The 12,961-nt window shown below is 55.4% G+C and carries 11 protein-coding genes; 2 read left to right on the top strand and 9 right to left on the bottom strand.

Annotation, left to right across the window (positions count from 1 at the left end):
- Nucleotides 1-69 precede the first annotated feature (69 nt).
- The 4 genes from QEN43_RS06850 to QEN43_RS06835 all read right to left on the bottom strand — a co-directional run bounded on the left by QEN43_RS06850 (nucleotide 70) and on the right by QEN43_RS06835 (nucleotide 5,150).
- On the bottom strand, nucleotides 70-1,254 hold the full coding sequence (locus QEN43_RS06850) for an alanine--glyoxylate aminotransferase family protein (RefSeq protein WP_026610206.1): 1,185 nt from the start codon (nucleotides 1,252-1,254) through the stop codon (nucleotides 70-72).
- Between the two features lie 97 nt (nucleotides 1,255-1,351).
- Nucleotides 1,352-2,671: an amidase gene (locus QEN43_RS06845; RefSeq protein ID WP_026610207.1), complete on the bottom strand. Its 1,320-nt coding sequence runs from the start codon at nucleotides 2,669-2,671 to the stop codon at nucleotides 1,352-1,354.
- A 13-nt stretch (nucleotides 2,672-2,684) separates the two neighbouring features.
- A complete protein-coding gene (locus QEN43_RS06840; protein ID WP_202901100.1) occupies nucleotides 2,685-4,127 on the bottom strand; it encodes an Nramp family divalent metal transporter in 1,443 nt (480 codons plus the stop codon).
- Between the two features lie 45 nt (nucleotides 4,128-4,172).
- The gene (locus tag QEN43_RS06835; protein ID WP_026610208.1) at nucleotides 4,173-5,150 is read right to left on the bottom strand and encodes a DUF6635 family protein; all 978 of its coding nucleotides are present in this window, start codon (nucleotides 5,148-5,150) and stop codon (nucleotides 4,173-4,175) included.
- A 274-nt stretch (nucleotides 5,151-5,424) separates the two neighbouring features.
- Between QEN43_RS06835 and QEN43_RS06830 the strand changes: the two genes are divergently transcribed.
- Nucleotides 5,425-5,835 carry a hypothetical protein gene (locus QEN43_RS06830; protein ID WP_051331604.1) on the top strand — a complete coding sequence of 137 codons (411 nt, stop codon included), beginning with the start codon at nucleotides 5,425-5,427 and terminating at the stop codon, nucleotides 5,833-5,835.
- A 288-nt stretch (nucleotides 5,836-6,123) separates the two neighbouring features.
- Here the strand turns inward: QEN43_RS06830 and QEN43_RS06825 are convergent, their stop codons facing one another.
- The gene (locus QEN43_RS06825) at nucleotides 6,124-6,390 is read right to left on the bottom strand and encodes a DUF2024 family protein (protein ID WP_026610209.1); all 267 of its coding nucleotides are present in this window, start codon (nucleotides 6,388-6,390) and stop codon (nucleotides 6,124-6,126) included.
- Nucleotides 6,391-6,935: 545 nt separating this feature from the next.
- Here QEN43_RS06825 and QEN43_RS06820 point away from each other — a divergent pair.
- Nucleotides 6,936-7,517 (top strand): MarR family winged helix-turn-helix transcriptional regulator, encoded by a 582-nt coding sequence (locus QEN43_RS06820; protein ID WP_235726573.1) that lies wholly within the window; start codon nucleotides 6,936-6,938, stop codon nucleotides 7,515-7,517.
- 48 nt (nucleotides 7,518-7,565) lie between these two features.
- Here QEN43_RS06820 and glnK read toward each other — a convergent pair whose 3' ends face one another.
- The 4 genes from glnK to rpoS form a co-directional block, all read right to left on the bottom strand.
- Nucleotides 7,566-7,904, bottom strand: a complete 339-nt coding sequence (glnK, locus tag QEN43_RS06815; RefSeq protein WP_026610211.1) for a P-II family nitrogen regulator — start codon at nucleotides 7,902-7,904, stop codon at nucleotides 7,566-7,568.
- Nucleotides 7,905-7,933: 29 nt separating this feature from the next.
- Nucleotides 7,934-9,871, bottom strand: a complete 1,938-nt coding sequence (gene acs, locus QEN43_RS06810) for an acetate--CoA ligase (RefSeq protein ID WP_026610212.1) — start codon at nucleotides 9,869-9,871, stop codon at nucleotides 7,934-7,936.
- Nucleotides 9,872-10,473: 602 nt separating this feature from the next.
- Nucleotides 10,474-11,439 (bottom strand): IS481 family transposase, encoded by a 966-nt coding sequence (locus QEN43_RS06805; RefSeq protein WP_317963867.1) that lies wholly within the window; start codon nucleotides 11,437-11,439, stop codon nucleotides 10,474-10,476.
- A gap of 118 nt (nucleotides 11,440-11,557) precedes the next feature.
- Nucleotides 11,558-12,547: an RNA polymerase sigma factor RpoS gene (gene rpoS, locus QEN43_RS06800; protein WP_317963866.1), complete on the bottom strand. Its 990-nt coding sequence runs from the start codon at nucleotides 12,545-12,547 to the stop codon at nucleotides 11,558-11,560.
- Between the last annotated feature and the right edge of the window lie 414 nt (nucleotides 12,548-12,961).

The following is a 12,961-nucleotide window of genomic DNA, read 5'->3' as shown; positions in this document are numbered from 1 at the left end:
CAGGGCCGCTCCGGTCTGTGCGACACTCTCGCGGTTTCTTCGAGGCGAGGGCGTTTGGGCGAACGCCGGTCAGCGCGGCTTGACGGCGGGGGCTGTCTCGCGCCAGTACTCGCAAGCCGCCGCAACCCCGCTGCCCGGCGTTACCTGAATGCCGACGTCGCGCATTGCCATCTCGGCGCCGGCAATCGCGCTGCACAGCATGAGCTCGTTGAGGTCGCCCAAGTGTCCGATGCGGAATACTTTGCCCGCGACTTCGCTCAGGCCGGCGCCGAGAGAGAGATTGTAGCGGTGATATGCATAATGCATGACGTCACGGGCGTCATAGCCTTGCGGAACGACAATGGCCGACACGGTGTTCGAGTACCATTTCGGATCGCGGGCGCACAACTCCAGTCCCCAGGCTTTGACCGCGCGGCGTACGCCCTCGGCGAGCCGTTGATGACGGGCAAAGACGTTCTGGAGACCTTCCTCGAGCAGCAAATCGATGGCTTTTCGCAGCCCGTAGAGCAGGGGAATCGACGGCGTATAAGGAAAATAGCCGCTAGCGTTGTTGGTTATATGATCCTGAATGTCCAGGAAACAGCGACGGCTCTTGGCCGTATGGCGCGCCTCCAAGGCTTTCTGGCTGAAGCACAGCAATGCGAGCCCCGCGGGCAGCATGAAGCCTTTTTGTGATCCGGCCAGGCCGATGTCGATGCCCCATTCGTCCATGCGGAAATCGATGCTGGCGATCGAACTGACCCCATCCACGAAAAACATCGCGGGATGATTGGCCGCATCCAAGGCTTTACGTACGCCCGCCAAATCGCTGGTGACGCCGGTGGCAGTTTCGTTGTGGCAAATCAGGAGAGCCTTGATCTCGTGCTTCGTATCGGCTTTGAGCCGCGCCTCCAGACGATCCAAGGGGACGCCCTCACCCCACGGAACTTCCTCGTATTCCACGTCGAAGCCGAGGCGGCGCGCCATGTCGATCCACAGGTGGCTGAACTGACCGAAGCGATAGGCGAGAACCTTATCGCCGGGCGACAGAGTGTTGGTCAGGGCGATTTCCCAGCCGGCCGTGCCGGTGGCCGGAAAAATGAAGCACTGGCCGGATTTGGTCTGAAAGATTTTCTTCAGATCTTCCAACAGCGGCTGGATCAATTCAGGAAAATCCGGGCGCCGGTGGTCTTCCATCGGCACGTGCATAGCGCTCAATATGGAGTCGGGTATGTTCGTGGGACCGGGAACGTAGAGATGAGTGCGACCTGGCATTAACTTCACCCTTTGGAACGTGGTTATCTTGGAACGGTACGAAAACGCGCAGAAACCGGATGTAGACCGCCGAAAACCGCCCAAAAACAGCTAGTAATCATGCCACAGGGGGGAAGCCGCCTTCAAGGTGGGAAGTAGACGGGCAGGCAAGCGAGGACTCGATCCCGCGCCCCCAGCGGACGAGTGTTTCGTCCGCCCCCCATGAGCCAGCGATTTGGATTCCGACGGGCAACCCGCCAATAAAGCCGGTGGGAACCGTAAGGAGCGGAACGCCGGCCTGAGTCCAAGGGAGTTGCATGACTGAATCGCCAGTGCTGCTTAAGCCATGCGGAGCAGGACCGGTTGCGGAAGGCGAGACCCAAGCATGGACCTGGTATTGGCGCATCAGCGCGGTAAGGCGCTCACGTTGGCGTTGTCGAACCGCTCGGGCGGTCGCGAGATCGGTGGCCGAAACTTTGAGACCGCGTTCAATGAGTTCCACGGTTTCCGGACGGTAAAGCGGTTTGTAATGTCGATACCAATTAGCGTGTACCTGAGCGGCTTCGGCAGCGACCAGGCAGTGATGCCAGCGATAGAGTTCTTCGAAATCGGGAAACGCCGGTACATCGATGAGGATGTAGCCGGCCGCTTGAAGGAGGGCGCAGGTTTGCTGAAAGTGGTCCCGGGCATCCGGTGTCACCCGGTCGAGATAAGGCCCGGCGGGGACGCCCAGTTTCGGTCGTGTTTCGGTCAGAGACGATCGCCAATCTGGAATCAGCACCTTTGCGGCGAGCTCGATGCCATCGACATCGGGCGCGAACCAGCCGATATGATCGGCGCCGGGAGCGAGCGGAATGACGCCATCCGCCGGCAATCGCCCATAACTGGGCTTGAATCCGCAGATGCCGCAGAAAGCGGCGGGCCGATTGATCGATCCGACGGTCTGGGTGCCGAGCGCAAGCAGACAAAGGCGGGCTGCCACGGCTGCCGCCGAGCCGCTGCTCGACCCGCCGGGGGTGTGCTCGGGATCGTGAGGGTTGCGTGTCGGACCGGGAGCGAGATAGGCGAATTCCGCCGTGACGGTCTTGCCGATGATGAGGGCACCCGCCTCTTTGAGGCGCTTTACCGAGCTGGCTTCCGCCCCGCGAATTTCCTCGGGCGGCAGACGGCTGCCCGCCCGCGTTTCGAACCCTTCGACGCGAAAAATGTCTTTGATGCCCACCGGTACGCCGAACAACGGCGGTCGACCCGCGGGTTTCGGATAACGGCGTAGCAAGTTTTCTGCTTCGCGCTGGATTCGTGTCCAGCGATCCTCCTCGGCTACGAATGCCAAAACGGTCGGTTCGAGTTCGGCGAAGCGGTTCTGCAGTTCCTGGATATGGTCCAACAGAGGCCGTTCATCGCTTCGAAGCTTGGCTACCAAGGTACTCGAATTCATGGCAAGTCGCGTTTCAGCCGGCCAGCATCGACCAGCCGTAAGTCAAGGCCAGCCCGAGATAGACGAGAAAGCTCAATCCTAAAACCCATGGGCCGTTACGGGGCGGTCTGGCCCATTTCGGCAGTTGCGGCGCAAGAAGCTGATAATTGAGCAGATACAAGGCGATCGGGAACATCACGGTTCCTGCGAAACCGATGACGGCACTGAGCAGGATTAGCGTGCCGGGTGCGTCGAGCGCCATGGTCAGCGAGGTGATCAAGGTCAGCAGCCCCAGGAAAATGTAATACCAGGTCCGAAGCGCAATCCTTCGGCTCTTCGGAAAGAGTATGTGAACGATGTCGGCCTGCATGCGGCTGACGGCATCGGCGGTCGCGAGCCAAGTATCGGCCAAGAACGCCGCGGCCACCAGCAAAAACAGCAGTCGCCCGATCGTACCCCATCCCACCTCGAAAAACCGGCTCTGGACGACGGCGAGTTCGTAATCCTGCGGTAGCAATCCTTTGGGAAAGAGAAGGGCATATGCGAGCAGGCAGGTCATGAGCGTCGTCGACAGATTCCCGAGGATTCCGATCGAGACGTCGGTGCGCAAGAATAGCTGCCATTTTTTCCAGTGATCTTCGTCCGCGGGTGAGGAATTCGGCAGAAAGCCGTCGCTGGTAATGACCTCGGGTTTACCGGCGATAGGCCCCGTGATCTTGCCCATATGGGCTGCCATTCCGACGCCCTTGTCGCGCAGCCAGTACGAGTACAACAAAATCCAAAATCCCCCTAATCCGGCGAATGCGATGGCGGTGAGGAGTTTGGTGGCATCCTGAGCTTCCCACGGACGAGGCGGCGCGCCGACGGGCCCCATTAGACCCCGGAAAAAACTCGGCATCGCGGCGATGACGTCGGGCTGGAGACAAGCCCAAAGCAGACCGGCTACGGTAATGACCGCGACCCCTTTCATGAAGCGTTCGACCAGCGCGTAGACGACTTTGCTGAGCACGATTGCCGTGAAGAACACGGCGATCGAGCAATAGCCCCAAAAGAGCGACTGGCTGCGCGTGTCCCAGCCATCGGGGAAGTGGGTCAGCGCAGCCATTGCTGTTCCGCCTGCGGAGGCAAAGGCGCCGAACCAGAAAAACGATACCGACATCAGTATCCAGAGAAGAATTCCAAATGTCCGGCTGAGACGGATAAAGCCGTGAAAAATACTCTCGCCGGTCAACAGGGTGTAGCGGCCGATCTCGATGTTAATGGGATACTGAAGCAGGCAAGCCGGAATCAACAGAAAGAGAAACGTGAGCCCATATTTGGCGATTAAATAGGGCCACCAGATAAGCTCACCGCTACCTTGCGCCAGGGCCATCCACACAATCCCCGGACCTAGCGCGGCCCACCATCCGGGGAAGGCGGGAACGGGGTTTCGCGCAAGATAGGACAGTGGAGCGTCGCAAGAAGTCGGGCGGTTCATGACGTTATTGTTATTGACGGACAGAGCGGGGACTCAAAAGGCGGATTAGCTTAGCGTCTTGGCAGCGACTCGCAAAATGTCGAGTAGATCGAAAATGCGGGCGACGTAATGATCACGAACTCGATAGTCGGCGTGCTCCGTACCGCGAAGCTCGTTCCCTATGGCATCGATAAGGCGATTGAGGCGTTTCTCATGTATACCGGTCCAGGCAAGCAGGGGGTCGACCACAACCCAGGCAAGAGCTGCTACGGCGCTGACTGCGGCCATCATCGTGCCGGTAGTTGCAATGACGAGTCCGGTCGAGGCGGAGGCTGGAAAAAGACTGTAATACCAGGATCCAACCGTGGGTCCCAACCAAAAGTTGGCGATCGCAATATGCTGGGCAATGGCGGTTGCCGCAGCCATGCTGGTCGAAAGTGTGCCCGGCATGGCTTTGTGGAAAGCGGCATAGCTCGTGGCGAGGGAGATCACGCTACCTGCCAATTCGGTCACGGCCATACGAGTCTTGCCATACTCGGCCAGACTGATTTCCAATTTCTGACGAAACTCGGGCAGGTTTGACTTGTTTCGAATCTGTTCGAGGTATTGTTCGCACAACGCGGAGATCTCGGGGCGGCTTAGAATGGCTTCCATGAGGGCGTCGCGCTGGAATGCGCGTTCACCCTGAGCGAACGGCAATTCCAGGAGTTCGGTATAGATCAACCATTGCAATTCGGCTTGCAAGGCTGTTGGCATACCTGTCGGCATCTTATCCAGAATTCCACTTGCCCTACGGAGCCCGGTCTTTCGGAGCAGAGCCGCCGCGCTGTGAATGATGAAGCTCGGCAAGCCCCACAGCATATTCAGCGGATGTTTGTAGAAGTCCTTGCCGAAGGTTTTTTTGTGCAGCGACACTGCTCCCCGGAAAGAGAAATGCCGCTCGACGAACTCGGGTACTTTCGCCTTTCGCGAGGCTAGATAAGTCTCGATCCCTTGGATTACGGCACTTTCGATCCTTTGGAGCGTCTCGGTTTCCGTAGGCACTAGTCAGACGATAGGACGTCGGCGCAGTTTAGGAAAGCTCTATTATCTTTCGACTCAGCTTAGGGCAGGGATTGCAGAAAACGTTCCGGAGCCTGTCGAAAGGCAGGAACGGAATCCATTTATTCACAGCTTTCTTTAAGATATCGGGTGCCGAAGACAGGTGCTGTTAGCCGCCGTTCGTTGACTGGTCGAATGGTCTGGCAACGGGCGCGGTTCCTGCTCATAATAACGCGTTTTGCATTTTATCTAGAGAGACCATCCATTGGGTTTGCTTATGAGAAATTTGTTGATTGCTTTTTTGGCCGTTTTCTTGCTTGTGGGGTGTACGAGCAAGGAAAAGACTAGCCTTAAAGAGGCATTGGTCGCTAAATTTAAAGATGATGCTGATTTAAAAGATTATAAGCTCGATCCGGCGACCATGGCGGATTGCGTCGTCGGTGAGATCAGCGACAACCTGCCGGGTTTCGGAGTCGACCCGCGTCGCGAGCAGTACTTTGAAGCATTTACGCATTTCGCGAGCGCGGCGTCCCCGGCCGACGCGGAGAAAGCGATTACCGATTACCAGGAGTTATTCGGCTCGGTTAAAGAGGCTCGCCATGCGGCCATGAGTATCACCGATTATGTCATAACGTGTATGGGCAAGGTGATCGCGATGGCTGACGAGGAGCAGGGTGAGGGCAAGTAAACGAGGGGATTCTCTCGGTTACACGACGAGTGTCAAATATTTGGGGGCTCTGACACTCGTTTGGTCGTCGCGGGGAGACGGGGCAGATTGTCTTTTTGCGAGAAATGACCCGTAAAAAACAAAGGCAGCTCGCACTTTGGGGTGACTGTTAGTGGTACGACTCGAGGCGCCGATTTGAACGGGCTACTGAATCGGTATTCAAAATAAAGACCCGGATGCGAAGTGCTCGCATCCGGGATACCGATTTGGAGCCTAGATGGCGCCTTAAATCACATAAAGTAAATAGGGTTATCGGGGGCAGCCTTCCATCTTATAGATGGCGTAGCCTTTAGTTTCAATATCTTTCTGCATTTCAGCAGGGGCCTGTGGTTCGCTGTGGCAATAGGCACAATTTTCGGCATTTACCACGGCATGTTCTTCGCCGATGGACTTAAGCCATTCGCGGGCGCATGCCAGGGCTTTTTCGGGATCGTTTTCCGGAAGTACCACATCGAAATGCATGATTTTCCCACTCGCACTGCGAGCGTAGGTGTCAAAAACGTGGATTTGGCTCATATTTTTTCCTCTTCGGTAATGAGATTGGAAATGGGGACTCGGTCTGCGCCATGCGGATTGGCCTCAGCGATCGTGAGGAGTCGGTTGACGCTTGTTTGCCGACCCCTTTTGCTTAGCCGTAATCCTTGAAGAATGACGCGTTCAATTTTCTCCGGGAGGTCGCGCATAACGCGTCACCTGGCTTCTGCATAGACTCACTAAGTGGGAGGAGTCATTTTTTCGAGCCTTGATGAGGGTGGGAATGTTTGATCCCAAGACCCGAAATGGCTGGAACGTTTCTGGGGAGCGCCCCGATGCCAGCGATGTAGCCAGATCGACGATGATGTTGTTGTTCATATGAAACATCCATATCGAGATGGCGATACCTTCGGAGAAAAAAAGAGTGCGTCTGCTATCGGCTGGAACAACGCCAAGTGATAGGCAGTTCGCACTCGACGACCAGAGGACCTGTCGTTTCTATAGGATGTCAATAGGTGTTGTGTCGATACAAACTCTAGCGACAAGCCAAAGGTTTTGTCAATATAATGTTGATCCGATACTATTAGATGTATATGAATACCGATTTGATTTACGACTATTTGGAACGTATCGCCAACCTCATCCGGACGGACGTGCGGAGGATGGGCATCGCAAGAGGGTTGCAGCCGGTTCAGTTAGAAGCACTTCACTATTTGAGCCGATGCAATCGATACAGCAACACGCCGGTTGCGGTGGCCGATTACTTGGGACTGACCAAGGGAACGGTATCTCAGACTTTGGGCGTCTTAGAGTCCAGTGGCCTGATCGAGAAGCAGGCTGATCGTAACGACAGGCGGGTGGTTCATCTGAACCTGACAGATGAAGGCTTGCGTGTGGTCTCGGATTCCATTCCGCCCAATGTCTTCAGATTTGCCGTCAACGGATTGTCCGAAAACTCCCGCAGTGAGATTACGGCGTCGTTGAATCGTGTTTTGAGAGAGTTGCAGACGGCAAACAATCTGAAGACCTTCGGTTCTTGCAAGACCTGCCGGCATCACTTGATCCAAGACGATGGGACGCGTCAGTGCGGACTGACTAAGGAGTGGCTTACGGAAAGCGACGCTGAAAAAATATGCCGAGAACACCAACCTGCCATTGAAGATGCGTAGTCGCGGCGAAGACCATGACGGATAGCGGCCCCGCCGCATAGGGCAAAATCAAATGGCTTGGTCGCCGGTTTCGCCGGTTCGAATTCGAATGGCCTGTTCCAAGTTGGTTACAAATATTTTGCCGTCGCCGATCTTGCCTGTATTGGCGGCTTTGATGATGGAATCGACGGCCTGATCGACCATGCTATCGGTCACTGCTACTTCGATTTTCACCTTGGGCAAGAAATCGACGACATATTCGGCGCCGCGATAAAGTTCGGTGTGTCCTTTTTGCCGCCCAAAACCTTTCACTTCCGTTACCGTAATGCCGCTGATCCCTATTTCGGACAATGCCTCCCGCACATCGTCAAGCTTGAACGGTTTAATGATCGCGGTGATGAGTTTCATTAAATGATCTCCGATAGTGTGAAATGTTCTTAACTTTGGTTGGCTCGGTTTCGTATGATGTCCTCGACCGCGGTAGGATCGGCCAAGGTGGAAATATCTCCGAGATCGTCAATATCGTTAGCTGCGATCTTCCGTAGTATACGCCGCATGATTTTGCCGGAGCGGGTTTTCGGAAGCGACGGCGCCCATTGAATGACATCGGGTGTTCCAATCGGGCCTATCTTTTTGCGGACCAGCTGCAATAATTCCTGTTCAAGTTCGGGGCTTGGCGTGACACCGGTCACTAACGTGACGTAAGCGTAGATCCCCTGTCCTTTGATGCCATGCGGATAACCCACGACGGCGGCCTCAGCTACGCTGTCGTGCTCAACCAAAGCACTTTCGATTTCCGCGGTTCCCAGGCGGTGCCCCGAGACGTTTAGAACGTCGTCGACGCGTCCAGTGATCCAGTAATAGCCATCGGCGTCGCGTCTGGCCCCGTCCCCAGTGAAGTATTTGCCTGGGTAAGTCGAGAAATAGGTATCGAAAAAACGCTGGTGATCGCCGAATACCGAGCGGGCCTGCCCGGGCCAGGAGCGTGTGAGCGTCAACACGCCCTCGCAGACGCCTTCCAGTACATTGCCCTGGGTATCTACTATGGCGGGTACGACGCCAAAAAACGGACGTGTTGCGGATCCTTTTTTGAGAGGGGTGGCGCCAACCAGAGGAGTGATCAGTATTCCACCGGTTTCCGTCTGCCACCACGTATCGACAATGGGGCAGCGGCTTCGCCCTACCTGATGGTAGTACCACTCCCAGGCTTCCGGGTTTATGGGTTCGCCTACCGAGCCGAGAATCCGCAGACTGTCTCGGCGCGTGCTCGAGAGCCAATCATCTCCCTGGGCCATCAGGGCGCGGATGGCAGTAGGGGCCGTATAAAAAATATTGACCCTATGTTTATCGACGACCTTCCAAAAACGATCGGGAGCCGGGTAGGTGGGAACGCCCTCGAACATGAGCGTAGTTGCACCGTTGCACAGGGGACCGTACACCGTATAGGAATGTCCTGTGATCCAGCCTATGTCGGCGGTACACCAGAAGATTTCGCCCGGGCGGTAATCGAACACATACAGGTGGGTCATCGCCGCGTAGACCAAATAGCCCCCGGTCGTGTGAAGGACACCTTTCGGTTTTCCGGTGGATCCCGACGTGTAGAGGATAAACAAAGGATCTTCGGCGTCCATGGGTTCGGGCGGGCAATCGGGCGACGCCGCCGCGATCTCATCGTGATACCATGCGTTTCGGTTATCCCACTCGATCGTCCCGCCAGTATTTCGAACAACGAACACCGTTTTTACATTCGGGCAAGCCTGTAATGCGGCGTCGACATTGGCTTTCAGCGGTACGGTTTTTCCTCCACGCCGCCCTTCATCCGCGCAAATGACATAACGGCAGTCGGCATCCAGGATGCGATCGCGCAAAGCCTCAGCCGAGAAGCCGGCGAACACAATAGAGTGCATGGCGCCAATTCGGGTGCAGGCGAGCATAGCCACCGCCGCCTCGGGGATCATTGGAAGATAAATGCACACCCGGTCGCCTTTTTGAACACCATGCTTTTTCAAGACATTGGCGAACCGGCAGACTTGCTCGTGCAGTTCACGATAGGTGAGCGTCTTGTCGAGCGCGGGATCGTCTCCTTCCCAGATTATTGCGATCTGATCGCCTTTTTCCGGCAGGTGGCGATCGAGGCAGTTATAGCTGACATTCAGCTTGCCGCCTTCGTACCAACGGATACGGGCAGTGCTGAAGTCGCAATCTTGCACCTTGTCCCAGGGTTTGAACCAATCCACGAAGCGCTCGGCTTGCGCAGCCCAGAATCGATCTGAATCCTTTATGGATTGCTCGTACATCTTCTGGTAAAGCGCTTCGTCAATATGCGCTCGAGCCGCTATGTCCGGCGGTACGTCATAGATCTTTTCACGGGGCATTGGTTCTTTTCCGATGACTGTCCGAGTGGGGCCGGGCGCCCTGCTGGCCATTGATTCTACCGAATTTTAAGACGGCTTTGAGCCGTCTTCTTTCTGAGGCCGATTCGTAGGGACAAATTCTTACTTTTGGGCTCGCTGGTTATGCCTTGCCAGCGGTAAAGGAACAGATCCCGTTGTTACGGGCAAGGCGAATACATGCCTGCGTATCGCCCGGCGTTGGCGCCTAGGTTTTCAGAGGGGTTTCACCCGCCGGAACGGCCGGCAGCTCACCGTCGCTTACAAACTCTGTTCCGGCACACGGGTTGAGTATTCAACGGTCCGCCCAGTGAGCGGGGACTGCGGCAGGGCAGTGGGGTGTCGAAGAGGATGGAGAGAGCATTCATTAGACTCAAGACATCGTTCGTCCGTTTTTCACTAACGGTTTTCCGCTCTCGTGTGTATAGATCATGCGGTGCCGGCTCGCTAGAACCCTATTAACGGCCGCTTTCGGAGCCGGACAGATTGAGATTTTCCGGCCCGAAAGCCTGATTAGTATGTGACGTGAATGTCAGTCGTTTTTGGGCGCTCCCTTGGGCGAAAGTTTCCAGCAAAGCGTTCCGAAGCTAAATGTCAAGTCCCGCAAGATCGTAAACCTTCTTTCGAAAAAGATGAGGATGGGACAGTTGCCAGTTTTTGAGAGCCTGGATCGGGGTGAGATGGCCTAAGGCCTTTTGGGGAATGTGATGATTGTACAGCTCGACATAGCGGTGCAGGGTGGTGTCCAGATCGGCGGTTGAATCGAAGTGATGGGTTTGCAACACCTCCTCGATGCGGCCATTGAAGCGTTCCACCAGGCCATTCGTTTGGGGCCGGCCCGGCGGAATCAGGCGATGTTCGATGCCTTGTTCAGTACAGAGGCGGTCAAACTCATGCGTCCCCGAGGGCTGCCGAGTTCGGGTCAGGAAACGGTCGGTAAACTCCGAGCCGTTGTCGGTCAGGCATTTCTGGATGCGGAAAGGCGCGGCCTGAATCACCGCTTTGAGGAAGTCCTTTGCGCTTAAGGCGGAGCGGTTGGGCTTGAGGGCGACATAGACCCAGCGGGTGGCGCGGTCGATGGCGACGAACAGGTATCGGCGGGGTTCGCCGTCGATGGCGGGCAAGTACTTAACATCCAGGTGAAGGAAGCCGGGCTCATAGGCCTTGAAGGGTTTGACCTTCGCCTTCTCTGTAGGCGGAAGCAGGGTCTTGAGGGACGCCACCCCGTGGCGGCGCAGGCAGCGGTCTAGCCCGGAACGGGACACGGCGGGATTGAGAAATTCCCGGGTCACGGCCAGGAGATCATCCAAGGGGAGGAGCAGAGCTTGGCGGAGGTAGACCACGATGGCTTCCTGGGCGGGCGTGAGCGTGGTTCTGAGGGTGTGGGGCCGGTGTGAGGCATCTTCGACCGAGGAGCGGTGTTTCCACTTGCGGACGGTCGTTCGGCTAATGCCATGCTTTTGGGCCAAGGCGCGCTCGCTCAACGTGGACGCTTGAATGGCCTGCCGAACGGCCGGGGTGGTACGGGCGTTCTTATGAAGACGAATCTGCATGGAGAGAAACCTCACTTGGACGAACCGAATATCTCCTGGAGAAGGCTCCGGGCTTCGAACAGAGCATAACTCCTTCTCGGTAAATAATCACACGAGACGCGACAGCTAAACGATCCAATCAATGAAAGATTGTATCCGCGGTATAGCCATCGGTTTCCAAGATATCGCGGAGGCGATTTAGTGCTTCCATTTGAATCTGCCGTACTCTTTCTCGAGTAACGCCCATTACTGTGGCGACTTCCTCTAGGGTTGAATGGTCGTAGCTACCGAGACCGTATCGCCTGGAGATGACTTCCCGTTGCTTATCGGTCAGTTGATCAAGCCATACGGATAAATTATTGGAAATAGTTTCACTTTGCAGAGTTTCCGGAAGCGAAGGTTTGTCTTCTTCGGAAATGCATTCCACCAGGGACTTTTCCGAATCTTTCTTGAAAGGAACATCGATCGAAACGACTCGTTCGTTTAGTTTGAGCATTTTTTCGACCGTCTTTACCGGTTTGTTCAGGTATTTCGCTACGTCTTCCGGACTCGGGTCGTGGTGCATTGTGACGGCCAAATGACGGTACGCCTTCAGATAAACGTTCATCTCTTTTACGACATGAATCGGAAGGCGAATCGTACGTGTTTGATTCATGAGAGCACGTTCAATCGTTTGCCGTATCCACCACGTGGCGTAAGTCGAAAAACGAAAGCCACGGTCCGGCTCGAACTTCTCGACGGCTCTGATCAATCCCAGGTTTCCTTCTTCGATCAAGTCGAGTAGGGGTAATCCACGATTCAAGTAACGACGGGAAATTTTTACCACCAACCGTAAATTGCTTTCGATCATTTTCTTACGGGCGGCGGGGTCACCCTTTCTAGCCAAACGACCGTAGTACTTTTCTTCGTCCGCGGTGAGTAGCTGAGAACTTCCCAATTCCTTGAGATAAAGGCGTGTGGCGTCGTACTGATATTCGGAATCAACAGCGTCGAACTCCGTGTCGTTCCAGATCGGGGTCTCGTCTTCAAATTCCTGGTCTACTTCGAAATCGTCGATAAATGCGGCCCCGTCGTCGTATAAGCCGGCTTCTCCATAGGTTTTCAATTCGTCCGCAATTGGTTCAGACATACCAATACCCCCACGCAATTGATCTGTTATCGATAACCTATTTGGTAAACCCTACCGTCATTGAGAACTCCGCTGATGAGAGCTATCGCGATCAGTGTCAAACCATTTATCGTGCCAACGTTCACACAAGCTCGCAGTTGCTGTGATTCTGCGGATCGTTCGCGACTACTTTGTTCCGGCGAATCACTGGCTGCATCGGAAAAATGGCGTTTTGCCGTTGAAACGATCTCCCCGTGACGGGTTTTTGACGGTTATCTCTAATATCGGCCCGTTAAATGTTTTCTTTAGTGGCTTTTTCGTGAGTAAGGTCACAGTTTGCGAATGAAATTTCTCGAAATTGCAAGTTTTGGGGAGACTCGGCGGATGCTCCGGGGCGATCAAGGTCGTCGGGGAAAAAAGCTGGCGGGTACCGGG

It is taken from the genome of Methylocaldum szegediense (assembly GCF_949769195.1).
GTDB classification, from domain to species: domain Bacteria; phylum Pseudomonadota; class Gammaproteobacteria; order Methylococcales; family Methylococcaceae; genus Methylocaldum; species Methylocaldum szegediense.
This window is presented reverse-complemented; position numbering and strand designations above follow the sequence as displayed.